26 protein-coding genes are annotated in these 25,202 nt (G+C 54.6%); 10 read left to right on the forward strand and 16 right to left on the reverse strand.

Annotation, left to right across the window (positions count from 1 at the left end):
* Positions 1–5 precede the first annotated feature (5 nt).
* Entirely contained in the window at positions 6–755 is a 750-nt protein-coding gene (locus M2403_RS05850) for a gluconate 2-dehydrogenase subunit 3 family protein (RefSeq protein ID WP_152326122.1), read from the reverse strand.
* 543 nt (positions 756–1,298) lie between these two features.
* On the opposite strand from M2403_RS05850, the gene M2403_RS05855 reads away from it, so the two are divergent.
* Complete coding sequence (locus M2403_RS05855) at positions 1,299–2,732, forward strand: YchO/YchP family invasin (protein ID WP_254303161.1); 1,434 nt, start codon at positions 1,299–1,301, stop codon at positions 2,730–2,732.
* A gap of 3 nt (positions 2,733–2,735) precedes the next feature.
* Here the strand turns inward: M2403_RS05855 and narL are convergent, their stop codons facing one another.
* Together narL and narX are read right to left on the reverse strand one after the other, a co-directional pair.
* Positions 2,736–3,386, reverse strand: a complete 651-nt coding sequence (gene narL / locus M2403_RS05860; protein WP_152326124.1) for a two-component system response regulator NarL — start codon at positions 3,384–3,386, stop codon at positions 2,736–2,738.
* Positions 3,383–5,173, reverse strand: coding sequence for a nitrate/nitrite two-component system sensor histidine kinase NarX (gene narX / locus M2403_RS05865; protein WP_259228720.1), 1,791 nt, complete (start codon positions 5,171–5,173; stop codon positions 3,383–3,385). Before narX ends, narL begins: the two co-directional genes overlap by 4 nt.
* A 362-nt stretch (positions 5,174–5,535) precedes the next feature.
* Between narX and M2403_RS05870 the strand changes: the two genes are divergently transcribed.
* Positions 5,536–6,954, forward strand: coding sequence for a NarK family nitrate/nitrite MFS transporter (locus M2403_RS05870; RefSeq protein WP_259228721.1), 1,419 nt, complete (start codon positions 5,536–5,538; stop codon positions 6,952–6,954).
* A 55-nt stretch (positions 6,955–7,009) separates the two neighbouring features.
* Here the strand turns inward: M2403_RS05870 and rcnR are convergent, their stop codons facing one another.
* Positions 7,010–7,282, reverse strand: a complete 273-nt coding sequence (rcnR, locus tag M2403_RS05875) for a Ni(II)/Co(II)-binding transcriptional repressor RcnR (protein WP_152326127.1) — start codon at positions 7,280–7,282, stop codon at positions 7,010–7,012.
* A gap of 120 nt (positions 7,283–7,402) precedes the next feature.
* Here rcnR and M2403_RS05880 point away from each other — a divergent pair, with 120 nt between their 5' ends.
* Positions 7,403–8,311, forward strand: a complete 909-nt coding sequence (locus tag M2403_RS05880) for a nickel/cobalt efflux protein RcnA (protein ID WP_259228722.1) — start codon at positions 7,403–7,405, stop codon at positions 8,309–8,311.
* 101 nt (positions 8,312–8,412) lie between these two features.
* On the opposite strand, the gene M2403_RS05885 is transcribed toward M2403_RS05880, so the two are convergent.
* From M2403_RS05885 to M2403_RS05895, 3 genes are all read right to left on the reverse strand, one after another.
* Positions 8,413–8,685 carry a YqjD family protein gene (locus M2403_RS05885; RefSeq protein ID WP_101078878.1) on the reverse strand — a complete coding sequence of 91 codons (273 nt, stop codon included), beginning with the start codon at positions 8,683–8,685 and terminating at the stop codon, positions 8,413–8,415.
* A gap of 111 nt (positions 8,686–8,796) precedes the next feature.
* Positions 8,797–9,600 carry a DeoR/GlpR family DNA-binding transcription regulator gene (locus tag M2403_RS05890; protein ID WP_217154108.1) on the reverse strand — a complete coding sequence of 268 codons (804 nt, stop codon included), beginning with the start codon at positions 9,598–9,600 and terminating at the stop codon, positions 8,797–8,799.
* A gap of 23 nt (positions 9,601–9,623) precedes the next feature.
* A complete protein-coding gene (locus tag M2403_RS05895) occupies positions 9,624–10,661 on the reverse strand; it encodes an alcohol dehydrogenase catalytic domain-containing protein (protein ID WP_152326131.1) in 1,038 nt (345 codons plus the stop codon).
* Positions 10,662–10,851: 190 nt separating this feature from the next.
* On the opposite strand from M2403_RS05895, the gene M2403_RS05900 reads away from it, so the two are divergent.
* The 7 genes from M2403_RS05900 to M2403_RS05930 all read left to right on the forward strand — a co-directional run bounded on the left by M2403_RS05900 (position 10,852) and on the right by M2403_RS05930 (position 16,713).
* The gene (locus M2403_RS05900) at positions 10,852–11,307 is read left to right on the forward strand and encodes a PTS sugar transporter subunit IIA (RefSeq protein WP_217154109.1); all 456 of its coding nucleotides are present in this window, start codon (positions 10,852–10,854) and stop codon (positions 11,305–11,307) included.
* Between the two features lie 117 nt (positions 11,308–11,424).
* Positions 11,425–12,849, forward strand: a complete 1,425-nt coding sequence (locus M2403_RS05905) for a PTS fructose transporter subunit IIC (RefSeq protein WP_217154110.1) — start codon at positions 11,425–11,427, stop codon at positions 12,847–12,849.
* A gap of 26 nt (positions 12,850–12,875) precedes the next feature.
* On the forward strand, positions 12,876–13,145 hold the full coding sequence (locus M2403_RS05910) for an HPr family phosphocarrier protein (RefSeq protein WP_152326134.1): 270 nt from the start codon (positions 12,876–12,878) through the stop codon (positions 13,143–13,145).
* Positions 13,146–13,225: 80 nt separating this feature from the next.
* On the forward strand, positions 13,226–13,903 hold the full coding sequence (gene deoC / locus M2403_RS05915; protein WP_217154111.1) for a deoxyribose-phosphate aldolase: 678 nt from the start codon (positions 13,226–13,228) through the stop codon (positions 13,901–13,903).
* 66 nt (positions 13,904–13,969) lie between these two features.
* Positions 13,970–14,989, forward strand: coding sequence for a Gfo/Idh/MocA family oxidoreductase (locus tag M2403_RS05920; protein WP_152326136.1), 1,020 nt, complete (start codon positions 13,970–13,972; stop codon positions 14,987–14,989).
* Positions 14,990–15,188: 199 nt separating this feature from the next.
* Complete coding sequence (locus tag M2403_RS05925; protein WP_152326137.1) at positions 15,189–16,118, forward strand: LysR family transcriptional regulator; 930 nt, start codon at positions 15,189–15,191, stop codon at positions 16,116–16,118.
* Positions 16,119–16,218: 100 nt separating this feature from the next.
* Positions 16,219–16,713 carry a DUF2501 domain-containing protein gene (locus M2403_RS05930; RefSeq protein WP_101078869.1) on the forward strand — a complete coding sequence of 165 codons (495 nt, stop codon included), beginning with the start codon at positions 16,219–16,221 and terminating at the stop codon, positions 16,711–16,713.
* Between the two features lie 98 nt (positions 16,714–16,811).
* On the opposite strand, the gene nth is transcribed toward M2403_RS05930, so the two are convergent.
* The 9 genes from nth to dcuC all read right to left on the reverse strand — a co-directional run bounded on the left by nth (position 16,812) and on the right by dcuC (position 25,201).
* Positions 16,812–17,450 (reverse strand): endonuclease III, encoded by a 639-nt coding sequence (gene nth, locus M2403_RS05935; protein WP_259228723.1) that lies wholly within the window; start codon positions 17,448–17,450, stop codon positions 16,812–16,814.
* Positions 17,443–18,141 (reverse strand): electron transport complex subunit E, encoded by a 699-nt coding sequence (locus tag M2403_RS05940; protein WP_152326140.1) that lies wholly within the window; start codon positions 18,139–18,141, stop codon positions 17,443–17,445. The genes nth and M2403_RS05940 overlap by 8 nt, the downstream gene beginning before the upstream one ends.
* Complete coding sequence (gene rsxG, locus M2403_RS05945) at positions 18,134–18,766, reverse strand: electron transport complex subunit RsxG (RefSeq protein ID WP_165057413.1); 633 nt, start codon at positions 18,764–18,766, stop codon at positions 18,134–18,136. Before rsxG ends, M2403_RS05940 begins: the two co-directional genes overlap by 8 nt.
* 9 nt (positions 18,767–18,775) lie before the next feature.
* Positions 18,776–19,828 (reverse strand): electron transport complex subunit RsxD, encoded by a 1,053-nt coding sequence (gene rsxD / locus M2403_RS05950; protein WP_259228724.1) that lies wholly within the window; start codon positions 19,826–19,828, stop codon positions 18,776–18,778.
* Entirely contained in the window at positions 19,829–21,952 is a 2,124-nt protein-coding gene (rsxC, locus tag M2403_RS05955; RefSeq protein ID WP_259228725.1) for an electron transport complex subunit RsxC, read from the reverse strand. It lies immediately after the preceding gene.
* Between the two features lies 1 nt (position 21,953).
* The gene (rsxB, locus tag M2403_RS05960; RefSeq protein WP_152326144.1) at positions 21,954–22,520 is read right to left on the reverse strand and encodes an electron transport complex subunit RsxB; all 567 of its coding nucleotides are present in this window, start codon (positions 22,518–22,520) and stop codon (positions 21,954–21,956) included.
* Positions 22,520–23,101, reverse strand: coding sequence for an electron transport complex subunit RsxA (gene rsxA / locus M2403_RS05965; protein WP_101078861.1), 582 nt, complete (start codon positions 23,099–23,101; stop codon positions 22,520–22,522). Before rsxA ends, rsxB begins: the two co-directional genes overlap by 1 nt.
* Before the next feature lie 39 nt (positions 23,102–23,140).
* Positions 23,141–23,581 (reverse strand): DUF2569 domain-containing protein, encoded by a 441-nt coding sequence (locus M2403_RS05970; protein WP_152326145.1) that lies wholly within the window; start codon positions 23,579–23,581, stop codon positions 23,141–23,143.
* Between the two features lie 255 nt (positions 23,582–23,836).
* On the reverse strand, positions 23,837–25,201 hold the full coding sequence (gene dcuC, locus M2403_RS05975; RefSeq protein WP_259228726.1) for an anaerobic C4-dicarboxylate transporter DcuC: 1,365 nt from the start codon (positions 25,199–25,201) through the stop codon (positions 23,837–23,839).
* Between the last annotated feature and the right edge of the window lies 1 nt (position 25,202).

Below are 25,202 nucleotides of genomic sequence, written 5' to 3' on the forward strand. Positions count from 1 at the left end.
TGCCCTTAGCTCTTCATTTTCCATGCGTCGCCGCCTGAAATGCTCAGCGGTTCCAGATCGAGTTTCTGGTTATGTTTGCCGACATATTCGCGGTAATCGTAGCGTGCGCCGGGGAAGCCCAGCATTTTCCACGACACCATGTTGCGGTTACCGCCATAAATCGGATCAGCGAAAAAACCTTCCATGGTGTTCTTGAGCGCAATGGCGAAGAACAGTTTGGAATCGATCCCATCGAGAGCAATTTTTCCGTTTTCCAGACCGGACAGAATTTGATCCTGCTGGTCACCTGGCAAGTCTTTGAACAACTTCTGGTGCTGAGACCGGGTATATTTATCCAGCGCGGCCAGGCCGAGACGATATCGCTGCTGAGGAACTAATGGAGACTGGTCGCCCTGTTCCGGTGTGCCGTCCTGGAACGGGCCTTCCATGTAAAGGCGGGCGTAGGTGCCGTAGAAACCGGCCAGCTGGCGGTCGATAAACACTGCGCATCCGGCGTCTTTACCTCCGACGCTCAGATTGTCGGCGGGTACCAGTCGGTCAACAATGGCTTCCATGGCGGCGGCTTCGGCGTCGGTGAAGAACGCCCAGCCATCGATATCAATTTGCGGAGGCGGGCTGGCGTCAAAGGGGCTCCACACGGGGGTTCCTTTGAGGGTTACCGCGTTTGCGGCCTTGGCCGCGCCCAATACTGCGGAGGCTGCCGTGAACGAGAGAATTTGCCTGCGGGTGACGCCCGGTAACGTTTTTTTGCTCATTGATGTTCCCTGTTTTTTATGTAGCAGTATGCAGCTATAAATGGCGCACATCCCGTCGTCTTCCGGGCGGAAGAAAAGGGGAGAGGGACGCGTGCAGAAGCATTTTTTACGGCCTGACGGCTGCCATTAAAAATGCCGGTCAGAATTCAGGTGCGCTCTGCAAAAGCAGTCGGGTGGCACCGGAATAAATCGTTAACCTGCTAAGGATAAATGAAAATGACCTGTAAAGATAAATGGTTAATTTGTTAAAAATGTTATGAAATGTGTGCTAATGGTTTTTAATGTTGTAATTTTAGACGTTTTTTTGTGATGTGCGTGGATTTTAACCGTACATATTGCAGGGAATACCCCCGCATAATTCCACTTTATGAAAAGGGTTATGTGGCCATTCATGGCATGAAGGTTGAAATATGTCGTTTGTCAGGTAAGATCAAACCTTACGTTTAAAATGTGTAAGGCATGACAAAGGTCACAGATTTTTTTTCCTATTTATTGAAGCGTTATGCGGGCTCAACCTGCTTCTTTCTGCTCGTGGCAGGGGGATTGGCTTTCTATGCTGGAAGTGCCTCTGCGCTGACGGCAGACCCTTCTGAAGTTGCTTCCGGCACCCGGGGGCTTTCGTATGATCTCTCCGGTTTCCTGCCTGCGGGTGATGAACAGTCCGCCTTCAATACCGGAAACATCCGGCAATCCAATGTGTTACCCAGCCTCGGCAGTCAGTACATTAAAAATGACAATGCGCCGAGCGCGACGGAAAAACAGCTCGCCACCACGCTGAAAGAACTCGGCACGACCACATCAGACAGCGACGATCCGCTGCGTTTGCAGGCGGAAAATATTGCGCTCAGCCAGGCCGCCAAACTGGTGCAAAAAGAAACCAGCAGTTTGCTTTCGCCGCTGGGCACTGTCAGCACGACGCTGGATGTCACCGGTCATAATCTGGATGGCAGCTCCGGCCAGCTTTTCAGCCCGCTGTACAATTCAGAGAATAATCTGGTCTACAGCCAGATCGGTCTGCAAAGCGCGGCGGATGCCACGGTGGGGAATTTCGGTCTGGGCCAGCGTTTTAATACCGGCGCGTGGATGCTTGGCTATAACGCGTTTATCGATAATGATTTCGACCATCAGCTGACACGCGGAAGTTTGGGCGCGGAAGCCTGGACGGATTATCTGCGATTTTCCACCAACTATTACCATCCGCTGACCTCGTATCGCGCGGACAGCAGCACGTCTGCACAACTGCGGCGTCAGGCGCGCGGTTACGACATCACCACCAAAGGCTATTTGCCGTTTTACCGCCAGCTTGGGGCATCGCTGAGCTACGAGCAGTATTTTGGCAATCAGGTGGATTTGTTCGGCAACGGTACGCGCCAGAGCAATCCTTCGGCGGTTTCGTTCGGGCTGAATTACACGCCGGTGCCGCTGGTGACCGTGATGGCAGAACATCAGGCCGGACAGGATGGCGATAATCAGGATGTGGTGAAACTGACGCTCAATTATCGTCTGGGCGTGCCGCTGGATCAGCAGTTGTCATCGCGCAACGTAGCCGCAGCGAGTTCACTGCGCGGCAGCCGGTTTGATAGGGTCGATCGCAATAACATGCCGGTGATGGAGTTTAAACAGCGGAAAACCCTGTCGGTATATCTGGCGACGCCGCCGTGGTCATTGCAAGCGGGCGAAACGGTGCCGCTGAAACTGCAACTGCGAGCGCTCAATTCCGTTGTCGCGCTGAGCTGGCAGGGCGATACGCAGGCGCTGAGCCTGACACCGCCGGCTAATAACCGTAACGCGGAAGGCTGGAGCGTGATCGTGCCGCAATGGGACAATTCGCCGGGCGCCACCAACAGCTACCGTTTATCGGTGACGGTGGAAGACAGTAAATCGCAGAAAGTAACGTCAAACTGGATCACGCTGACCGTTTCCCCACCGCTGACGGCGCAACCGCAATACGGCGATGACGCGGGGCTGAATTTCTAAACGTTAAATCACGTTACTCTGCAATACCCAAACTGCCGCTTCGACGCGGGATTTCAGCTTCATCTTTTTCAGCAAATGCTTCACGTGAACTTTCACTGTGCTTTCGGTGATGTTCAGGCGACGGGCAATCATCTTGTTCGGCAAACCTTCGGCAATCAGCTTGATGATGTCGCGTTCGCGTGGCGTCAGGGACTGGATATCGCGATCGCCGCTCGGACGGCTTTCACGCAAACTTGCCGCCAGCACCGGCGTCAGCGCTTCGCTCAGCACCATTTTGCCCGCGGCGGCGTTGTGCAGGGCGGCCAGTAAATCTTCCGGCTCCATGTCTTTGAGCAGATAGCCGTCCGCGCCGCGTTTTAACGCCGTCACCACGTCATCTTCATGATTGGATACGCTGAACACCACCACGCGGCCAGACAGTGAGGTCTGACGCATGTTGTCGAGCGTATCCAGCCCGTTCATACCGGGCATATTCAGATCCAGCAGGATCAGGTCCGGGTCGAGCTGTTTCGCCAGTTCGACACCCTGTTCGCCGTTGCTGGCTTCGCCAATGACTTGCAGGCTGGCGTCGAGCGCAATCAGCTGTTTCACGCCGTTGCGCAGCATAGGATGATCGTCAATCAGCAAAATGGTGGAAGGGGTGATGTCGTTCATACTTGCTCCTGGGGATTAATGGGTAACGCTTCCGGACGGAAACGGACCGTGACTTCTGTGCCACCGTCCGGACGTCGGGCAACCCGACATTGGCCGTGTAATGTGCTGGCGCGATCCTGCATGATGATCAGGCCGTAATGATTTTGCCGTTCTGCGTCCGGGGAAATACCTTCGCCGTTGTCGCAGATGCTCATGGTGATTTCGCCTTTGCTGGCGTGCAGCGAAAGGGAAACCTGCGTCGCTTTCGCGTGTTTATAGGCATTGTTCAGCGCCTCGCGGGCGATGTGTAACAGGTGGATGCCCTGATTCGCCGGAACCGATCGCGGCGGTATCTGGTAATCGAAATCTATCGCCAGCCCCATACGACGCGAGAATTCGTCCACCGTATGTTGCAGTGCAGCCCGCAGGCCGGGTGTGTTGAGCGTCAGGCGGAACGTCGTCAGCAGTTCGCGCAGCTGTCGGTACGCGGTGCTCAGTTCCTCGCGCATCTGCTGTAACAGCGCCGCATCCTCCTCACACAATCTTTCCTGATGCATCTGCAAACAGGCCACCTGAATTTTCAGGCAGGAGAGGGACTGTGCCAGTGAATCGTGTAGCTCGCGGGCGATGGCCGAACGTTCTTCCATCAGCATCAGCTGCTGCTGATCTTCAGCCTGTCGCGCCAGCATTAATGTACTGGTGAGCTGTTCAAGCAGCGTATTCACCAGCTGTTGCTGATCGTCATTAAGATGTTGCCCCGGCGGCAGCTGCGCCAGCAGAACGCCGTAGTTTTCGCGCTCATCGCGCAGGCTCCAGCTCAGGGATTCCCCGGTTTCGCCCGCATGTTCGCCCACTTTCGGGCTGACCGGGTGGCGTGGTGACGCATGACTGAATTCATTAAACACTTCCGCGCCGTTATTTTCGTATTGCCGCACCTGCACGCCACTGAGCGGCGTCAATGATTGCAACTCTTTCAGCACCGGCTGCATCCGCATTTCCAGCGGTGCGCTGGTGTGCAGCTGGCGGCTGACGCGGTACAGGTAATCCAGCACCCGGTTTTTTTGTTGCAGATCGGCGGTTTTCTCCGCCACGCGCTGCGCCAGGTTATCGACCATTTCACCCAGCGCCACCGACATGCTGTTGAGCGAATCACCGAGTATATCCATCTCGTTATGCGCATTGCCGGTCGCCACGCGTTTGCGTTCATAGCGGCGGGTGAAGTCACCGGCGGTGATCGCGCTGGCCTGAGAAAGCAGGCTGCGCCACGGCGTCAGCAGATGGCGGCGCAGGAACCAGATAGTCAGCGCCAGCAGGATCAGGGTGAAAGCCACCAGGCCGCGCTGGATCAGCGCAATCTGCTGTAAATGGTATTCGGTTTTATGTTCCAGCTCGGCGACAAGCGTATCGAGCTGGCTGACAAACACTGCCATATTCGCGGAGACGTCCTGCGGATGTTTCGCCGCCAGAACCTGATCGCGCAAAGTGGTCTGCCAGTAATGGCGCAGGGCAAAAAATTGCGGCTGGAGATTTTCACGCTCGACGGCCTGCAATAAATCGGCGCTGTTCTGGTCAATTTCCATCTGGCGGATATACGCGGCGCTTTTGCCGTTCAGCGGCACTTCGGACAATAACCGGTAACTCTGCATGCGCAGTGAACCGGCTTTATTAATGGCGTGGGCGTTACCTTCAATACTTCCCGCCATCCACGCTGCCATGCTCATTCCGCCAATGCCCAGCAGGCCGAGCAGCAGCATCAGCATGGTGATCTGGCTGACCAGCGACAGAGAAGGCAAAGCGCGTTTAAACATAACTGGGTTCCTAGATCTGTGTCGGAAGCGGTGAATACCGTGAAAAGCTGAAACGATATAATTACGGAGTGGCATTTTTTATGATCAGGGGGAGTTTCCCTATACCTCTTTGTGATTACTCCTTTATTTCCATCGGAGTGATGCCCCTGATAATTCAAGGGAGATTGAATGACCAACGCAATGAATCTTAGCACTTTATCTGAAACCCGCCCGATACTCACAAAGGATCCGTGGTCTTTTTTTCGCCTTTTTTCACCTGCCGTTGCGTTGATTTGCATCAACATGCGGAAGCGGTGCTCTACCTAGTGTGTGCGACACAACTCAGTCATTACAACGATAACGCGCTGCTACACGAGGTACTTATGTCACAAACATCTGCTCCATCAACGGAAAAGCCGTCACGCCTGTTACAGGAATGGCGGCCGGAAGATCCGGCATTTTGGGAAAAAACCGGGCATAAAGTGGCGAGCCGGAATCTCTGGATTTCAGTGCCTTGTCTGTTACTGGGTTTCTGCGTCTGGATGCTGTTCAGCCTGGTGTCGGTAAACCTGAACAAAGTCGGCTTTAACTTCACCACCGATCAGCTGTTCATGCTGACCGCCATTCCTTCCGTTTCCGGCGCACTGCTGCGCGTTCCGTACTCGTTCATGATCCCGCTGTTTGGCGGCCGTCGCTGGACGGCGCTCAGCACTATCTTCCTGGTTCTGCCGTGCGCATGGCTGGGCTTCGCGGTGCAGGACGTCAGTACGTCTTACAACACGTTCCTGATTATCGCACTGCTGTGCGGTTTCGGCGGCGCAAACTTCGCGTCAAGCATGTCCAACATCAGCTTCTTCTTCCCGAAAACGAAGCAGGGCGGCGCACTGGGTATTAACGGCGGTCTGGGTAATCTGGGCGTCAGCGTAATGCAGCTGGTTGCTCCGCTGGTGATTTCTCTCGGCGTGTTTGCTGCGTTCAGTGACAAACAAACGCTGGCGAACGGTGCTGACATGTGGCTGCAAAATGCGGCGTGGATCTGGGTACCGTTCCTGATTATCGGCACGATTGCCGCATGGTTTGGCATGAATGACCTGGCGACGTCTAAAGCGTCTATCCGCCAGCAACTGCCGGTACTCAAGCGCGGTCACCTGTGGATCATGAGCGTGCTGTATCTGGCGACATTCGGCTCGTTCATCGGCTTCTCTGCCGGTTTTGCGATGCTGACCAAAACCCAGTTCCCGGAAATAAACATCATTTCGTACGCGTTCTTCGGTCCGTTTGTTGGCGCACTGGCTCGTTCTGCGGGCGGCATGCTGTCTGACCGTCTGGGCGGTATCCGCGTGACGCTGGTGAACTACATTCTGATGGCTGTTTTCGCCGGTTTGCTGTTCCTGACCCTGCCGGTGAACGGCGCGGGTGGTCACTTCCCGGCCTTCTTCGCCGTCTTCATGGTGCTGTTCCTGACGGCCGGTCTGGGGAGTGGTTCGACTTACCAGATGATTGCGGTGATCTTCCGTAAAATCACCACCGATCAGGCGAAAGCGCGCGGTGCAACCGACGACGAAGCGCTGCGTGAAGCCGTCACGGACACGGCGGCGGCACTGGGCTTTATCTCTTCGATTGGTGCGATCGGTGGCTTCTTCATTCCGAAAGCCTTCGGGACGTCTCTGGCACTGACCGGTTCACCGGCGGGCGCGATGAAAGTCTTCCTGGTATTCTACGTGGTGTGCGCGTTGATCACCTGGCTGGTGTACTGGCGTAAGCTGAACAAAGGTTTTGCGACCAAACAGGTCAGAAAATAAAGACTGACAGACACTAATGAAAAGGGGCTTTGGCCCCTTTTTTCATGGGCGCAATTCACTTCACGTAAGAATTCAGCACATTCAGCACGACATCCAGATCGGCCTCGCGCTTCGCCACATCCTCTTCATGCACCAGATGATCGGTCAGATGTCCCCTGATCACTTCGCGCATCAGCCCGTTGACCGCGCCCCGGATTGCCGCAATCTGCTGCAAAACCGCTGAACATTCGTGCGGTTCATCCAGCATTTTATTTAATGCCACAACCTGTCCCTGAATCTTGCTGGTACGCGCTTTCAGCTTCTGTTTATCGCGAATCGTATGTGACATGTTAACTCCCTGATGGCCGTGAATACGCGGACAGCATAACATCCTCAGGATACTGGGGGGTAGTATAATATACTGGGGGGAGTACAATCGTCTGCGCCACTTCCATTGAGAATGATAAAGATGAACGACTTTGCCACATTGTTGCAGCAGGGGAATGCCTGGGTATTTATTCCCAGCGCTATATTGTTAGGGGTTTTGCACGGCCTGGAGCCGGGGCATTCGAAAACGATGATGGCGGCATTCATCATCGCGATCAAAGGGACTGTCCGGCAGGCTGTGATGCTGGGTCTGGCGGCTACGGTTTCGCATACCGTTATCGTCTGGCTGATTGCGTTTGGCGGGATGGTTATCAGTCACCGTTTTACTGCCGAATCGGCGGAACCCTGGCTTCAGCTGATCTCGGCTATGATTATCGTCGGGACGGCCACATGGATGTTCTGGCGCACTTATCGCGGAGAAAGCACATGGAAACAGCAGCAAAACGGCGTGCGGCATACCCATAATCACGGCGCTCATGATCACCCTCACGATCATCAACATGACCACCATCACGGTCACGGAATTCTTCAGGCGGCCAGCGTACCTCATGCGATTCACACCAAACCGGCGAGCCTGACAGGGTTTCGCGTTAACGTCGCAGCGCAGGAATATCAGGACGCACACGAAAGGGCGCATGCGGGAGATATCGCGCGGCGGTTTGCGACCCAGAAAGTCACCAACTGGCAGATTCTGTTCTTCGGCCTGACCGGCGGGCTGATCCCGTGTCCGGCGGCGATTACCGTGCTGCTGATTTGCATTCAGCTGAAAGCGCTGGCGCTGGGTGCCGCGCTGGTGGTCTGTTTCAGCCTCGGGCTGGCGTTAACGCTGGTGACCGTGGGTGTGGGGGCGGCGGTGAGTGTCCGTCAGGTTGCCAAACGCTGGAGCGGATTCAATACGCTTGCCCGGCGCGCACCGTATTTTTCAAGCGTACTGATTGGCGTTGTCGGAATTTATATGGGCGTACACGGTGTTATCGGGCTGACGTCGTAGTCGTAAGGGAGGGAACCGGCGGGGGATTCACGAGGCAATAAAACAAAGAAAGCCCGACGGGCTTTCTTTTGCTGAAGCTTAACACGAGTTAACCGTAAGGCTTATTTGCGGCCAAGCAGCAAACCGAGCACAACGCCGATAGCGCCAGCGGCGATCAATCCTGACAGCGGATTTTCTTTAATCTTTTCTGCAACATCTGAAACCGCATCACTTGCCTGAGCAGAGTATTTTCGCGCCGCGCCTTTCAGCTGATGTTTAGGTGAGTCCACAAAGTCCCCAAATTGCTTCTGCGCTTCGCCAGCAAACTCGTTCGCTTTGTTTTCAACCTTATCAGCCAGACGATCTGCATCATTATCGAATTCTTGAGATGACATTTTAGTGCTCCTTTGTTTGTGTCAGTTTTTAAGCGTAGTCGTAAAACCTGATGTCTGCCGGTTTCGCGCACAACGGCATGGCACAATTAGGAGGATTACCCAATAGCAATATTACCCGCGGTTTTTCGCTGAGCCGTCGCAGACCAGCATTCCCTGTGCTTCCAGCCCTGAGCGCACGTCATCTTTAATGCTGTCAGTGATGAAAATATGGATATCGGAGATATCGGCAAATTTGGCGAATGCGTCACGGCCGATTTTGGTTGAATCTGCCAGCAAAATCACGCTGGTCGAACAGGTAATCATCTTCTTTTTAAACGCGGCCTGACGCACATCTGGGGTTGTCGCGCCATTTTTTAGCGTAAAACCGTTGGTGCCCATAATGGCTTTATCGATGATCAGATCAGACAAACTGTTGTCGTTACTAAACGGGATCACGCAATGAAGTTGCTTGCGCACCGCGCCGCCAATAAAGAACAGATTTACCACGCCCGGCGAATCTTCCAGCGTCAGGGCAATTTTTAGATCATTAGTGATCACCGTCAGTTGCTGGCGTTCACCCAGAATTTTCGCCAGTTCCAGCGTGGTGGTGCCGGTATCGAGCAACAGCGTATCGCCGTCTTCAATCTGCTCAAGTGCGAGCTGTGCAACCATGACTTTCGCATCATGATTGCAGACTTCTTTTTCGGTGGACATCATCTCCACGCCGGTTTTACTGCGGATCAGCACGCCGCCGTGCGTCCGCGTGACCAGCATGTTCTTTTCCATTTCACGAAGATCATTACGGATCGTGGAAGTCGAGACTTTAAAGATCTGGCAAAGTTCGGCGACCGTGGCTTTCTTGTTTTCCTCCACAAACGCCAGAATGGCCTGCTGGCGTTCGAGTGAAAAAACTTTATCTTCCGAATGATCGTTCATGATTTTTCTCAGTGTCCGGCGGGTTATAATACGAAGGCCACTTTCAGCGCCTGTCCTGAACGGGCGGCGCTGAAAGCCTCGTCATATTGTTCAAGAGTGTACTTGTGAGTCAAGATTTCTTTCAGATTTATCAGTCCATTGGAAATCATTCTCAGGCTTTCCCGATACTGACGTAAATTCTGCCCGCTCATGCCCGTCACCGTGATCTGCCGGTAATGAATAATGTTGGTATTCAGGCTGACCATTTCTTTACCGTGCGGCAAACCGCCGAAGAACAGCACGCGGCCATTCAGCGCCGTCAGTTCAAACGCCAGCGACTGAATTTCCGCACTCGACGCCGCCGTAATCACCACGTCACAGCCGCGATTTTGCGTAATACGCATGACGTCCGCCAGCGTATCGGTACCGCTCACGGGCACAAAATCCGCATCAAAATGACACGCCATCGCCAGCCGTTCCGGGTTGATGTCGCTGATCAGCACTTTTCCGGCACCCGCCGCTTTATGCAACATGGCGTGCATCAGGCCAATTGGCCCCGCGCCAATCACCAGAACCGTATCGCCGACGCGGGTATGGCAGCGCTCAAAGGCATTATAAACACAGGAGAAAGGCTCAATCAGCGCGCCTTCTTCAAACGAAACGTGATCCGGCAACGCCACGATATTTCCCTGCTGCACGGCGCGGGCGGGGATCACCACATAACGGGCAAACGCGCCGTTTTTCTGAATACCCAACGCCTGGAATTCCTTGCAGGTTTGCGTATTGCCGCTTATGCAGCTGTCGCAGGTGCCGCACCCGTAGTTAGGGGCAACCGCCACGCGCATTCCCACACGCCATTCAGGGCTGACGTTCGCCCCGGTTTTCTCAATGATGCCCGATAATTCATGCCCCAGCGTTAGCGCCTGTGGCGACTGGCGATGGCCGTTGGCGAACATCCGCAAATCGGTACCGCAAATCGCCCCGACTTTACAAGCCAGCAGCACTTCGTCTGGCGCGATTTCGGGTTCTGGCAGGTCGGTTAAACGGAGTTCACCTTTGGCAAATAACTGAATTGCTTTCATAACAGCCTCTCAATGGTTACAGGACGGAGCGTCTTTTGCTAAACGGGGTGTTGATCAAAAAATCGACTCAATGTGAATTCTTGTGAGTTTAGTCATGCAATTACCGATGTCAATCGTTTATTATCGCTTTGCTCTTGATGTACGCATAAACGATAACAAACGATAATTAACAGCAAAAGGGAAAGCCAGTATGAGGATTTTTTCAGAAGACACCGTGATGTTGGATCTGGATGTTCAGGATAAAGACGACGTTCTGCGGCAGATGGGCAAAAAGATAGAAGCGACCGGGTGCCTGAAACCGGGCGGTTTCGATCACTTCATGGCGGCCATCCGTAAAAGAGAAGTTGAGTTCTCAACGGCAGTCGGCCACGACTTCGCAATCCCGCACGGCAAGAGTGACGCGGTTACATTGCCGGTTATCGCTTTTGCACGACTGGTGAAGCCGGTGTTATGGGATGCCGAAGAAAATGACCGCGCGCAGTACGTCTTCATGATTGCCGTTCCGGAAGAAAGCGCGGGTGATGAACACATCAGGATCCTGATGAAACTCGCTGGCGCGATTATGGAAGATGATTTCCGTGACCCGATTGCTGCGGCAAAGGATCAAGCGCAGGTCATTGAAATTATGACCCGTTACGTTGATTAACCTCTTCACATTCTGCTCTGACCTGCATTTAACTGATATCGATAGTAAACGATAATTAACAGGGTAAATCAGCAGTAAATGACAGATCGGAGAAATCACCCTTATGGAGCCAGAATCATGTCTACCAGAGAAAAGTTTTTTGTCGCAGTAACGGGATGTCCGACGGGGATCGCCCATACGTTTATGGCGGAAGCCGCGCTGACAAAGGCCGCAAAAAAAGCCGGTGCGGGGATCCGCGTTGAAACCAACGGGGCCGTGGGCATTGGAAACGCGCTGACGGCAGAAGAAATCGCCCGGGCCGATATGGTGATTCTGGCGTCCGACAAGGCGGTGGAAATGGCACGATTCGACGGTAAGCCGTTAATCCGCGCGTCGGTCGGCCACGGCGTTAAAAAAGCCACTGAACTGGTGGCCCGGGCGATGGCCGGTGAAGAAGCCGTTTACCGGCACGAACAAACCGCAACGCCTGATAATGAAAAACCTGCCGCCGAAAAAGCAGAGCGCCAGGGCGCGGGGCGGTCTGTCTATATTTCCCTGATGAACGGCGTGTCGAACATGTTGCCGTTTGTGGTCGCAGGCGGTGTGTTAATCGCCATTTCCTTCTTCTGGGGGATTTACTCATTTGACCCGACCAGCGCGCAATATAACCCGATTGCCGCCAGCCTGTTTAAACTCGGTAAACTCTCGTTTTCATTAATGGTGCCGGTCTTCACCGCGTTTATCGCGTACTCCATTTCGAACCGCCCTGGTTTTGTAGCCGGATTCGTCGGCGGCCTGCTGGCGACCGATATCGGCGCGGGCTTTCTTGGTGGCATTATCGCGGGCTTTTTCGCCGGTTATTTCATGAAATGGATGCTGCATATCACCCGTTCATTTCCCCGTTCGCTGGAAGGTTTCAAGTCTATCTTCCTGATGCCGCTGATTGGTGTTCTGGTGGTCGGCGTCTTCATGCTTTCTGCCGGTTCGACCATCGCGGCTTTAAATAAAGGCATGATGGTGTGGCTGGCCGGGCTGGAACACGCGAACCCGTTATTGCTCGGCATTGTGATTGGCTGTATGAGCGCGTTTGACCTCGGTGGCCCGGTGAACAAAGCTGCGTATGTGACGGGAACGATGTTGCTGGCCGAGCAGGGCAACGCATTATTTATGGCCGGCGTCATGACCGCCAGCATGGTGCCGCCGCTGGTGATTGCCTTTGCGACTGTGATGTTCAGAAAGTATTTCGAAAAAGAGGAGCAGGCCGCCGGGCTGGTGAACTTTATTCTCAGTGCGACGTTTATTGCCGAGGGCGCGATTCCCTTTGCTGCAAAAGATCCGCTGCGTGTGATCCCGATACTCATGCTGAGCGCCTCGATCGGTGCCACGCTGACCTTCTTCTTTAAAGTCGCGGTGCCAGCCCCGCACGGCGGGCTGATTATTCTTCCGCTCGTCACGCACGGTTTACTTTGGGTAATTGCTATTCTCAGCGGCGGACTGACCGGTGGAATTATTTACGGATTATACCGAAAGGCGAAATTTAATAAATCCGCGCTGGCTGTTTAAAAACATTAATAAGGAGGCAGAACGTTATGATTGCATCGAAAATACGCTTTATTAATCCCATGGGATTTCACAGTCGTCCCTGCGCAACATTTTCGAAAATGGCGAAGAAATTCGACTGTAATGTCAGGCTGGTGAATAAAGAAAAAGAGGCCGATGGCAGAAGTATGCTGGCACTGATGAAACTCGGCATCGTTCATAATTCAGCAATTACTTTACTCTGCGAAGGCGAACAGGAAAAAGAGGCCAGCGAAATACTAAGCCAGTATTTATCTACGCTGGTGGAAGAAGCGGGCTGAATCCCTTTTTGTCGTAATCCATAAATTTATTTGCCGGCAGGCAACTCCCTGAATACTGAAACCTGATTAAGGAATAGAAAATGAAATACTCTGCTGAAAAACTGGCCGCATTCTTTGACCATACCAATCTGCATGCGTATGCGACCAAAGAAGATTTCCAAAAACTGTGTGATGAAGCGAAGGAATACGGTTTTGCGTCTGTTGCTATCAACTCCTGGCCAGTCGCCACCTGCCGTCAAATGCTGGAAGGTTCATCCGTGCTGACCGGCGCGGCGATTGGTTTCCCGCTGGGGCAGATGACCATTGCCGCCAAAGTGTTTGAAGCACAGGACGCCGTTAATAATGGCGCGCAGGAATTCGATTACCTGCTGAATGTCGGCAAAGTCAAAGAGCATGACTACGCTTATATCAGAGAAGAAATGGCGGCGATGGTGGCTGTCGCCAATAAAGCCGGGATTGTGTCGAAAGTCATTTTCGAAACCTGTTACCTGACGACAGATGAAATTATTCAGGTCGCCAAAATCGCTGCTGAAGTGAAACCGGGCTTTGTTAAAACCTCCACAGGATTCGGCACTGCGGGCGCAACGGCTGAACACGTCAAATTAATGAAAGAACACGCGGGCGAACACGTTCAGGTTAAAGCTGCGGGTGGAATTCGCACGCTGAGCGACGCGCTTGCCATGATTGATGCAGGCGCAACGCGTCTGGGCAGCTCTGCCGGAATAAAAATCGTTAATGAACTTCTCGCTGCCAAATAGTATTCAGAAAACTGGCCTGTGATACAGGCCGGTAAATAACGAAACATGCCCTGACTGAGGCTGAAAATGAATAAAATGATTAATGTGTGTCTGATTGGTTGTGGCCGCGCGGGGATGATTCATGCCCGGAATTATAACGGTAATCTTCGTCATGCCCGGTTAATTGCAATATGCGATCCCGACGAGGGGAATCTGGCGGAAGTGCAGAAAGAACTTCAGGTGGAATATCAATATACCGATTATCGCGAAGCCCTGAAAAACGCAAATATTGATGCCATTGTGGTGGTGACACCGACGCATTTACACCGCGATATTGTGGTTGCCGCCGCGAAAGCCGGAAAACATATATTCTGCGAAAAGCCGATGGCCGGAACGGAAGAAGAATGCAACGACATGATCGACGCATGCCGGGAATATAACGTCAAATTACAATTAGGTTTTATGCGCCGTTTTGATGAGAATTTTAAAACGGGCAAGGAGGTGATTGAAAATAAAACTGTCGGCGAAGTGACGTTACTAAAATCACTGACCCATGGGCCGAGCGAGCCTAAAGAGTGGATGTTCGATATTTCCAAAAGTGGCGGGCCGGTTGCTGAAGTGAATAGCCACGATCTCGATACGCTCAGGTGGTACGCCGGAGCCGAAGTGAGCATGATCCACGTCATCGGCCATAATTTCCGGTCACCGGAAAAAGCCGCGGAATACCCCGACTATTATGATACCTGCGCCGTCATGATGCAGTTCACCAACGGCATCATCGGCATGATCGACGGCGCGCAGTACGTCCGTTACGGCTACGATGCCCGCGCGGAAATTCTCGGCACGCATGGCATTGTCAAAGTTGGCCGGCAGAACAGCAATAATGTTGAAGTGGTGACGCAAGACAAAACCATTCAGGCGCAATCCATGCCGTCCTGGACGAAGTTATATCAGGAAGCCTACGTGCGCGAAGCCGAAGCCTTTATCGACGCCATCCGTCACGACACCGGAACACAGGTCACGGGCCACGACGGGAAAATGGCGCTGATTCTGGTGCGGGAAGGGCTGAAGTCCCTTCGCGAAAAGCGCCCGGTCTTTATTGAATAATCTGCCCGTATGAATAATCTGCGAGTTATAAGATAAGTAAATGTGATTCCGGCATGATTTCCCGCGTATCCCGAAAAACAAATTTCGTGAATGTGGGATATCATGCGGTATGCGTCATCCGGGACGTGGCTTTTCGCGGGCAATTCCGTTCACATTGTGTTCTGAATTAATCACTGTAACTCAATGAATATTCAATAAAATGGACATCAAACAGCTTATTTATCTCTGCAATCTTGAACGGGAACGTCATTTCGGGCGGGCGGCGGAAGCCAGTTTTGTCAGCCAGCCGACGCTGTCGATGCGGCTCAAAAATCTTGAAAAAGAACTCGGGCTGAACCTGATCAACCGGGGCAACAATTTCGAAGGATTCACCGCCGAAGGCCTGCGTGTGCTGAGCTGGGCGCGCGAAATAGTGGCGGTTTACGAAGGCCTGAAGCTGGAGGTGGAATCCCTCAAGCAGGGCATGAGCGGGACGTTACGCATCGGCGTTATGCCACAGTGCAGCGTTTCGCTGGCGCGGCTGATTAAAGCGGTGAGCCAGGCGCATCCGGGGCTGGATTACCGCGTCTCGGAAGTCAGCGCCGATCAGCTGATTGAAGCGCTGAGCAGCCATTCCGTGGATGTCGGCATCGGCTTTTTCGAATTTTCGACCCTCAACGAACTGCGTTTCCAGCTGGTGTCGCTTGATGATGGCGGCGTGGACGTGGTGTATCACCCGGACCATTTCCCCGAACTGGACAATGTCGGGTTGATGACCGCCGAACAGGCCGCGGCGTTGCCTTTGTGTCTATCCGAGCCGAGCCGTTATTTCCGCCGCTATCTGGATAATTTCTTCCGTCAGGCCGGACTCGAACTGCATCCACGTCTGGAAAGTACCTCGATATTTCAGCTGATGCAGGGCGTGTTTGTCGGCATCGGCTGTGCGTTAGTGCCGAGCGGGCATCTGATAGACGAGATGCATCCGGCACTGAAACGCTGCCCGCTGGACATCACCCCTATGACCCGCCACGCGGCGCTGGTAGTGGCCGAACCGGGCAGGGCGACGGCGCTGGCGCAGCATTTTTTTACCGCCGCAGGTCTGTGGCTGACGCAGCAACAACCGCTTGCCCCCCCGTCGACGATCAAATAAAACCGGCATTGCCGGTTTCTCTCCCATTTTCCTATTGATGAATTCATCATTTAAGACCAAGCTTTCCCGCAATATATAAGTGAAATGAATGGAGTAGCACATGAAAGCATTAAAAGCTGGCGTTCTGGCCATCGTCGCGGGCAGCCTGTTAGTGGCAGCTTCCGCACAGGCATCAAATAACCTGCTGGGACAACTGCAACAGGCCGCCACCGACGGGCTGAACAGTGCGGGAACAACCTCAGGGACGGGAACCACATCATCACTGACTTCACTGCTCAACGGCGGCGATAAAGCGCTGACCTCCACCAGCGCGACCAACGTCGCCGGTGTATTGCAGTATTGCGTGAAAAACAACGTACTTTCTAAAGCCAGCACCGAAAACGTGAAAGATCAGTTGCTGAACAAACTGGGGATCCAGAGCGCGTCTGGTGCTGAAAGCAAGGACTACCAGCAGGGGCTGGGCGGGTTGCTGAAAACCGGTAAAGATCAGAGCGTTGACCTGAATAATCTCGGCAGCGGGCTGACGCAGGTGAAAGAGAAAGTGAAAACCAAAGCGTGTGATGTGGTGCTCAAGCAGGCGAAGTCGTTTATTTGATTTTGACTTTCTCCTCCCCCTGCGAAGGGGGAGGTCGGAAGGGTGAGGCCGCAGGCTGAGTAACACCGGGAAAAGGAACCGCGCAGCGGCACTCCCTTTCACTCCGCATAGACCTTCTCTTTACTCTCACACAAATCTTCAATCAAACACGATCCGCACCGCGGCTTCCTCGCAATACAGGTATAGCGACCGTGCAAAATCAGCCAGTGATGGCAATCGAGCATAAATTCCTTCGGCACCACTTTCAGTAATTTCTCTTCCACGTCATCGACGGTCTTACCTGGCGCGAATTTCGTCCGGTTACAGACGCGGAAAATATGCGTATCGACGGCAATGGTGGGCCAGCCGAAAGCGGTATTGAGCACCACGTTGGCGGTTTTACGCCCGACGCCCGGCAGGGCTTCCAGCGCGGCGCGGTCTTCCGGCACTTCGCCGTTGTGTTTTACCAGCAAAATCCGGCAGGTTTTAATGACGTTTTCGGCTTTCGAATTAAACAGGCCGATGGTTTTGATGTATTCCTTCACACCGTCCACGCCGAGCGCCAGAACGGACTCCGGCGTGTTCGCGACCGGATAAAGTTTCGCGGTCGCTTTGTTCACGCTGACGTCCGTGGCCTGCGCGGAAAGTAACACCGAAATCAGCAGCTCGAACGGCGTGGTGTACACCAGTTCGGTTGTGGGATGCGGGTTGTTGTCCCGCAAACGGCTGAGGATCTCAATGCGCTTTTCCTTATTCATGAACACTTCCCTTTGGCAAACTGTCTTCGGCGGCAACGTGTTGCACCGCTTTTCGCGCTTTCATGCGCTGATCAATCAGGTATTTAGCCGCCAGCAGCAGGCCCAAACCGATAAACGCGCCCGGCGGCAGCATCGCCAGCAGGAACGGGTTATCCAGATGAATCACTTCAACGCGCAGCACTTTCGCCCAGCCGCCGAGCAGCAAATCTGCGCCGTTAAACAACACGCCGCTGCCGAGAATTTCACGCATCGAACCGAGGACGAACATTGCGCACGTCGCCCCGAGGCCGGTCATGGCGCCGTCCAGCGCCGCCAGATGCACCGGACTGTTCGCGGCGCAGGCTTCCGCACGTCCGACCACCACACAGTTGGTCACAATCAGCGGGATGAAAATCCCCAGCGCCTGATACAAACCAAAGGCATACGCATTGATCAGCATTTCAACGGTACTGACCACCGATGCGATGATCAGCACGTAAATCGGAATACGGATTTCATCCGGGATCCACTTACGGAACGCGGAAATCATGCCGTTAGTACAGGTCAGCACCAGCGTGGTTGCCAGCCCCAAACCTAAGGCGTTAGTCGCCGTGGACGTCACGGCCAGCAGCGGGCAAAGCCCCAGCAGCTGGACCAGCGAGGAGTTATTGGTCCACAGACCCTGAACGATTATCTTTCTGGCTTCACTCATCACGGGCTCCACAAGGGGTGAGGTGGGAAAGCTGAGACGGCACCGTCCCGATAAATAACGCCGTGCGTTTCACCGAGCGCACGACAGCGCGCGGGGTAATGGTCGCGCCGGTAAACTGATCAAACACGCCGCCATCTTTCTTCACAGCCCAGCGCGGGTCGCTGGGGCCGTTCACGGTTTCGTTGGCGAAATGCTTGATCCAGTCAGATATACGCACTTCAATTTTGTCACCCAGCCCCGGCGTTTCATGCTGTTCGAGCACGCGGGAACCGTAGACTTTGCCATGAAAATCAGCGGCAACCAGCAGCTGGATTGCACCGGAATAACCGTCTGGCGCGGTAGTTTCCACCACGGCAGCCACCGGTTCACCGCCTTTGCGCGCCAGATACAGGCGGTGCGGCGTAGCGGTGCCGAGTGATTCATCGGTGACGTTGTAACATTCGTTCTGCATGTTGTTATCGTAAACGCTGGCCGGGATCACCTGATCAAACAGCGTTTTTTGCTGTAACAGCGCCTGATGTTCAATCGTTGGCTTGGTCAGCAGGTTTACGATGGCGGTCATGCCGGTCATCAGTGCGCCAAAGAAAGCCAGGATCAGGCCGTGGCGTCGCATTGTAGCTAACATAATTCTTCCTCAGCGATGCCCGTAAACACGTGGTTGAGTGTAGTGGTCAATCAGCGGCACGGTAATGTTGGCCAGTAAAACGGCAAAGGCCACGCCGTCAGGATACCCGCCGTACGTGCGGATAAGCCACACCAGTAAACCAATTAATGCACCGAAAACCAGACGGCCTTTTGGCGTGGTGGACGCCGTCACCGGGTCGGTGGCGATAAAGAAGGCACCGAGCATGGTCGCACCGGAGAACAGGCCGACCAGCGGTGAAGAATAGCTTTCCGGTGACAGCCCCCACGCGATGGCGGCGCAGAACGCCAGCATACCGAGCATTGCCACCGGAATGTGCCAGCTGATGATCTTACGCCACATCAGGAACAGGCCACCGGCCAGAAAACCGAGGTTAATCCACTGCCAGCCCAGACCCGCCAGCGTGCCGCCAAACAGCGGTGTTGCCAGAATTTGATCGGTTGTATGCCCGGAGCGTAAGCCGGTTTTAAAGGCATCCAGCGGCGTCGCCTGCGTCACGCCATCCACGTTCATTTGCAACTGATAGGCGGTCAGATCCTGCCCGCTGTGGCCGGTGAAAATGGTCAGCAGTGTATCGGTGAAGCTGATGTGATGATGTTGCAGCGCGTCCGGCGGCAGCCAGGTGGTCATCTGCACCGGGAACGAAATCAGCAGCACGACATAACCCACCATCGCCGGGTTAAACGGGTTTTGCCCCAGACCGCCATACAGCTGTTTGGCGATGATGATGGCGAAAAACGTGCCAAGCACCACCATCCACCACGGGCCGAGCGGCGGCAGGCTGATGCCGATCAAAATGGCCGTCAGCAGGGCGCTGTTATCGCCCAGACGTTTTTTTACCGGCTGTTTGCGCAGTTGCAAAACGGCACCTTCCGCCAGTAAAGCAATCACGATAGCCAGGGCGAGCTGAACCAGTGTTCCGTAGCCGAAAAACCAAATCTGAGCGATCAGACCCGGAATACACGCCAGAATCACCATCATCATGATGGTGCTGGTATTTTGGCGGTTATGTGTAAAAGGTGAACTTGCGATCCTGAAGGCCATCTATTCCTCGTTCGACATTGTCTGAGCGGCTTTACGGGCCTTAACTCGGGCGATCGCAGCAGCCACGGCGGCTTTGCGTGGATCGCTTTCTTGTTGTGTTGTGTCTGGTTCTGAAGATGCGTCGTTGTCCGCAGCGGACTCTTCGGCGTCACTCTGCGCCGCCGCTTTTTTAGCTTTCGCACGGGCAATGGCGGCGGCGACAGCGGCTTTACGCTTGTCGTCAGCAGAAGGTTCAGCCGGTGACGTTGTCACGTCTTCGTCAGTATTAGCCTGAGCGGCGGCGGCTTTCTTCGCTTTCACGCGGGCAATCGCCGCGGCTACGGCGGCCTTGCGGTCGTCTTCTGCCGGTGCTGGCGGAGTCACATTGAGCTCGCTGTCGGTGGCTTCCACCACCACGCCATTTCCCGCTTTCTTCGCTTTTACCCGGGCGATAGCGGCAGCCACGGCGGCTTTGCGATCGTCTTCTGCGGTCGGCGGCGTTTCAGGCACCGGTTCAGACGCGACCGGGATTTCCTGCGCGGCAGCCGCTTTTTTGGCTTTGGCGCGGGCAATGGCGGCGGCCAGTGCGGCCTGACGCGGATCCACTTCCGCCGTTTCAGCCGCGGCTACGGCGACCGGGGCGTCGTCCACCGGCGTTTCGCTCAGCTTAACGGCGGCTTTCTGGTGTTTCTCTTCGCGGGCGATTTTGTCGCGTTCCATACGCGCCTGTTTGGCTTCGAAACGCGCTTTGGCTTCGGTCGCACGGGCGGTTTCGCTGTCGATGGCACGGATTTCGGCCTTTTCCTGACGATAATACTGCACCAGCGGAATGTTGCTCGGGCAGACGTAAGCACAGGCGCCGCATTCGATGCAATCGAACAGGTTATGGTTGCGCGCTTTTTCGTGTTCTTCGCCGCGGCTGAACCAGTAAAGCTGCTGCGGCAGTAAACCGGCCGGACAGGCTTCCGCGCACAGGCTGCAACGGATACAGGCTTCTTCCGGCTCAGGCTGGCCAAGTTCCGATTCGGACGGAGCCAGCAGGCAGTTGGAGATCTTAACGACCGGCACATCGAGCGACGGCAGGGTAAAGCCCATCAGCGGCCCGCCCATGATCACCATCTTTTTATCGCCCTGCGGCTGTAACGCGCCTTCCTGCATCAGATGCGAAACCGGCGTACCCAGACGTGCCCAGACGTTACCGGGTTTCGCCATCGCTTCACCGGTCAGCGTCACGACACGTTCGATCAGCGGTTCGCCGTCGAGGATCGCGCGTTTGATCGCGTAAACCGTCCCGACGTTTTGCATCAGCACGCCGATTGACGACGAGTGATGACCTTTCGGCACTTCGAGGCCGGTCAGAATTTTGGTCAGCTGTTTGGCTCCGCCGGACGGATACTTGGTCGGCACCACGCGCAGTTCGAAGCGGATACCGTTAGCCAGATCCTGCTGAGCCGTAGCTTTAATCGCAGTTTTAAACGCCGCAATGGCTTCCGGTTTATTGTCTTCGATGCCGATGAGAACGCGTTCCGGGCTGAGCATATGACAGAGAATGCGCGTGCCTTCGAGGATCTGATCCGCGTGTTCCTGCATCAGCCGGTCATCGGCGGTGATGTAGGGTTCGCATTCGGCGGCGTTGAGGATCAGCGTGCGCGTGGACGTCAGGCCGCCTGCGAGTTTGCTGGCGGTCGGGAAACCTGCGCCGCCCAATCCGGCGATACCGGCCTGGCTGATGCGCTGGTTCAGCTCTCCGGCAGAAAGCTGGCGGTAATCGGCCACAATGTTGCGTTCGCACCAGGTGTCTTGCCCGTCGGCTTCAATCAGAACGCAGAGTTCTTTCAGGCCGGAAGGGTGCGCGGTGATATGTGGTTCGATGGCGGTGATCACGCCAGACGTCGGCGCGTGTACCGGCACGGTGCGGCCACGGCCTGTCGTCAGCGGCTGGCCCTTTAAAACCCGGTCACCGGCTTTCACACACAGCTCGCCCTCCGGGCCAAGATGCTGCTGAAGGGGAATGATAAAGCGCTCAGGCAACGGCACGTTGCGCAGCGGAACGTGGCTCGACTGCGTCTTCATTTCCGGCGGATGAATACCACCGTCGAAGTCCCAGACTTTGTCTTTTTTGAGCGCGGCAAACAGATTAAACATGTTACTCCGCATGGATGACCTGAACCGGAATGGATTGCAAATCCCACTTCCAGTTTGCGGTGGTGGTTTTGATCGGCAGCATTTCGATGCAGTCCGTCGGGCACGGTGCGACGCACAGGTCACAGCCGGTACATAAATCGGTAATCACGGTATGCACGGCACGGGTTGCGCCCACAATCGCATCGACCGGGCAGGCCTGAATGCATTTGGTGCAGCCGATACAGTTGCTTTCGTCGATATACGCCACTTTGCGCACCGGCACGGCGGCGGCGACGTCTTCGCCCATCGGCTGCGGCTCGACGTTGAGCAGGGTGGCCAGCTTGAGCATGACCGCTTCGCCGCCCGGCACACATTTGTTGATGTTGTCGCCATTGGCCACGGCTTCGGCGTAAGGTTTACAACCGGGATAACCGCATTGCGCACACTGGCTTTGCGGCAGGATATCGTCAATCTGATCGACAACCGGGTTGCCTTCCACGGCAAAACGACGCGAGGCGTAACCCAGCAGCAGGCCAAACACCAGAGCCAGTGCGGTCAGCGCACCAATCGCTACCCATAATTCAAACATCAGAATTTCACCAGACCCGTAAAGCCCATAAAGGCCAGTGACATCAGGCCCGCCGTGACCAGCGCAATCGAAGAACCTTTGAACGGTGCAGGCACGTCAGCGACAACCAGGCGCTCACGAATGGCGGCGAACAGCACCATCACCAGCGAGAAACCGAGTGAGGCGGCAAAACCGTAGAGCGCGGACTGCATGAAATTCAGCTGCTGGTTGATGTTAAGCAGCGCCACGCCGAGCACGGCGCAGTTGGTAGTGATAAGCGGCAGGAAAATACCCAGCAGGCGATACAGCGACGGGCTGGTTTTACGCACGACCATTTCGGTGAACTGTACGACGACAGCGATCACCAGGATAAACGCCATGGTGCGCAGGTACACCAGGCCCAGCGGCATCAGAATGAAGGTGTTGACCATCCACGAACAGATATTCGACAAGGTGATCACGAACGTGGTCGCCAGGCCCATGCCGATGGCGGATTCCAGTTTTTTGGACACGCCCATAAACGGGCAAAGTCCGAGGAACTTCACCAGAACAAAGTTATTCACCAGCATGGTGCCGACAAACAGTAATAAGTAAGAGGTCATGACAATTGCCCGGACATAATAAACATTAAAACTTCAGGGTTATTCCGTGAAGGTTTCTTTCACCCGCAGTGAGCGCTTGAAATAAGGCACAAACACCGCAGCAGCCAATAAGGGTAACAGTAAGTTACGCACGGCCAGATCATCGGTAACCGGCGAGAATGCAAAGGCTTTTACCGCCAGCAATACCGTACACAACAACCAGATAATATACATTTTTGGTAACGCTCTGGCACGCTTACAAAATTGCCAGAGAACCGCAACGGTAAATAACCCCATCGCTAACGTGGTTACCACGGAGAAATACCATTGCAGCGTAAAGGCCTGCGAATTGGTGATTAAATATTCGCGTGATTCCGGCATAAATATGGCCATTGAAAACAGGAACAGCATTAATACAACGCTCAGCAGCGTGACAATCAGATACGCCATCGGGGCCAGTAACCACCCGCCGATTCGTTTGTAGCCCGGATTATTCGACATAAAAAGCCTATATTACGCGGATTTCGCCATCACTCAGACGGGGCTTTTTCCCCGACCTTCAAGGCGCAGTAGCTTAACCTGAGTTGGTATTAGCCCATATCGTATTTATGTGATCAATACTTTCATCCTTCACGCTGTCTCGGCGTTGGCTTCCTTCGCGCACCCCGGTCACATACTTTTGTATGCTTCCGGGGATTTGCTCAGTTGCCGCCTTGATAGAGCGCAAATGATTTCAGCATTAGAAAAGGAGGGGAATTAGTGAACCGGAACCAGAATTTCTGTGGCGACAATAACCACTATCAGCCCCACGAGAACCGGCACGGAGGTGCGCTTTACCACTTCGAACGGGGAGATTTTTGCCATACCTGCCACGGCGACCACGACGCCGGAGACCGGTGAAATGGTGCGACCAAGGTTGGACGCCTGTAACATCGGGATCACCAGATATCCCGGGTTGATGCCCATTTTCGCCGCCAGTTTCGGGATAAGTTCCACGAACGCATAAAACGACGCATTGCCCGAGCCGGTGGTCATGGCCGCAAGGACGGTGATGGTGACCAGCACCAGCATCATAATAATGCTGCCAGAACCAAAGTTTTGCGCCAGCCCGATCAGGCTGCTGATAAAGCCGACGGTGCTCAGACCCTGCGCGAAAACGCCAGCCGCAACCAGCAGCATCACGACGTTGGCAAACGCATCCGCCATACCGCGATACGCGACGTCCAGCCCGGCAAACACGGCTTTCCCGTTGCGGTTTCTTACTGTTTCAATCAGTGCAGTCAGCACCATGCAGATCACCAGGATAGTAATGATGTGCAGATTCGGGCCCCATTTACCGTCAAAAATCAGCACCCCGATAATCGGCGTGAAAGGCAAAATGGCGTAAAACGCCGGGGCGTTGGTTTCAATGACGTCATCTTTGTTGGAATCCACGCTATCTACCACGGCGGTATCGCGTTTATCCAGATAACGCTGCCAGAAGAAATGCGCGACGGCCATCGCCACAATAGCGGCAATCGAAATCGGCAGGGTGACTTTGAAGGCAAAATCGACCAGCGGCATGTTGGCCGCCTGCGCCGCCAGCACCACATCGCCTGAGGTCGGGGAAAGAATAATGGCCGCCGGCGACGCACAAATCGCCGCCGCCGCGCCGCGGCTGATGCCGACGTTCACCATAATCGGGAACAGCGTCGCCATCAGCAGTACGCCGAGACCGGTCGCGGAAGACACCGCCAGCGACATCAGACACGCCAGAATATAGGCCGCGACCATCAGAATGTATGGCGAGTTAATCATCTGTAGCGGACGTGATGCGAGTTTGACCACTACGTCGTTAGCGCCGATGTGCGTCATGTACGCCGCGAAACCGCACAGCATCATGATCATCATCCCGAGATCGCCACCGCGGCTCATCAGCAGGATTTTGACGTATTCCACGATGTCCGTGGCGTTCCAGCCGGTGCTCTTCGTGCCTTCCGGCAACACGCTGTGGCCCATTAACGCACTGATAATCAGCAGTATTAACCCGCCAACCATCAGTACGCCGGTGGGTGAATACCCCTTGATGATGTACCGCCCGACAAACACGGCCACCACCAGACCTATCAATAACTCTGTCATA

Origin of the sequence: Rahnella sp. BIGb0603 (genome assembly GCF_024808755.1) — a bacterium.
Taxonomy (GTDB): domain Bacteria; phylum Pseudomonadota; class Gammaproteobacteria; order Enterobacterales; family Enterobacteriaceae; genus Rahnella; species Rahnella contaminans.

What these genes read in the sequence shown, in the direction of transcription:
- M2403_RS05850 (WP_152326122.1), bottom strand. Translation starts at nt 755, where the DNA reads ATGAGCAAAAAAACGTTACCGGGCGTCACCCGCAGGCAAATTCTCTCG.
- narL (WP_152326124.1), bottom strand. Translation starts at nt 3,386, where the DNA reads ATGAACGACATCACCCCTTCCACCATTTTGCTGATTGACGATCATCCT.
- narX (WP_259228720.1), bottom strand. Translation starts at nt 5,173, where the DNA reads ATGTTTAAACGCGCTTTGCCTTCTCTGTCGCTGGTCAGCCAGATCACC.
- M2403_RS05870 (WP_259228721.1), top strand. Translation starts at nt 5,536, where the DNA reads ATGTCACAAACATCTGCTCCATCAACGGAAAAGCCGTCACGCCTGTTA.
- rcnR (WP_152326127.1), bottom strand. Translation starts at nt 7,282, where the DNA reads ATGTCACATACGATTCGCGATAAACAGAAGCTGAAAGCGCGTACCAGC.
- M2403_RS05880 (WP_259228722.1), top strand. Translation starts at nt 7,403, where the DNA reads ATGAACGACTTTGCCACATTGTTGCAGCAGGGGAATGCCTGGGTATTT.
- M2403_RS05885 (WP_101078878.1), bottom strand. Translation starts at nt 8,685, where the DNA reads ATGTCATCTCAAGAATTCGATAATGATGCAGATCGTCTGGCTGATAAG.
- M2403_RS05890 (WP_217154108.1), bottom strand. Translation starts at nt 9,600, where the DNA reads ATGAACGATCATTCGGAAGATAAAGTTTTTTCACTCGAACGCCAGCAG.
- M2403_RS05895 (WP_152326131.1), bottom strand. Translation starts at nt 10,661, where the DNA reads ATGAAAGCAATTCAGTTATTTGCCAAAGGTGAACTCCGTTTAACCGAC.
- M2403_RS05900 (WP_217154109.1), top strand. Translation starts at nt 10,852, where the DNA reads ATGAGGATTTTTTCAGAAGACACCGTGATGTTGGATCTGGATGTTCAG.
- M2403_RS05905 (WP_217154110.1), top strand. Translation starts at nt 11,425, where the DNA reads ATGTCTACCAGAGAAAAGTTTTTTGTCGCAGTAACGGGATGTCCGACG.
- M2403_RS05910 (WP_152326134.1), top strand. Translation starts at nt 12,876, where the DNA reads ATGATTGCATCGAAAATACGCTTTATTAATCCCATGGGATTTCACAGT.
- deoC (WP_217154111.1), top strand. Translation starts at nt 13,226, where the DNA reads ATGAAATACTCTGCTGAAAAACTGGCCGCATTCTTTGACCATACCAAT.
- M2403_RS05920 (WP_152326136.1), top strand. Translation starts at nt 13,970, where the DNA reads ATGAATAAAATGATTAATGTGTGTCTGATTGGTTGTGGCCGCGCGGGG.
- M2403_RS05925 (WP_152326137.1), top strand. Translation starts at nt 15,189, where the DNA reads ATGGACATCAAACAGCTTATTTATCTCTGCAATCTTGAACGGGAACGT.
- M2403_RS05930 (WP_101078869.1), top strand. Translation starts at nt 16,219, where the DNA reads ATGAAAGCATTAAAAGCTGGCGTTCTGGCCATCGTCGCGGGCAGCCTG.
- nth (WP_259228723.1), bottom strand. Translation starts at nt 17,450, where the DNA reads ATGAATAAGGAAAAGCGCATTGAGATCCTCAGCCGTTTGCGGGACAAC.
- M2403_RS05940 (WP_152326140.1), bottom strand. Translation starts at nt 18,141, where the DNA reads ATGAGTGAAGCCAGAAAGATAATCGTTCAGGGTCTGTGGACCAATAAC.
- rsxG (WP_165057413.1), bottom strand. Translation starts at nt 18,766, where the DNA reads ATGTTAGCTACAATGCGACGCCACGGCCTGATCCTGGCTTTCTTTGGC.
- rsxD (WP_259228724.1), bottom strand. Translation starts at nt 19,828, where the DNA reads ATGGCCTTCAGGATCGCAAGTTCACCTTTTACACATAACCGCCAAAAT.
- rsxC (WP_259228725.1), bottom strand. Translation starts at nt 21,952, where the DNA reads ATGTTTAATCTGTTTGCCGCGCTCAAAAAAGACAAAGTCTGGGACTTC.
- rsxB (WP_152326144.1), bottom strand. Translation starts at nt 22,520, where the DNA reads ATGTTTGAATTATGGGTAGCGATTGGTGCGCTGACCGCACTGGCTCTG.
- rsxA (WP_101078861.1), bottom strand. Translation starts at nt 23,101, where the DNA reads ATGACCTCTTACTTATTACTGTTTGTCGGCACCATGCTGGTGAATAAC.
- M2403_RS05970 (WP_152326145.1), bottom strand. Translation starts at nt 23,581, where the DNA reads ATGTCGAATAATCCGGGCTACAAACGAATCGGCGGGTGGTTACTGGCC.
- dcuC (WP_259228726.1), bottom strand. Translation starts at nt 25,201, where the DNA reads ATGACAGAGTTATTGATAGGTCTGGTGGTGGCCGTGTTTGTCGGGCGG.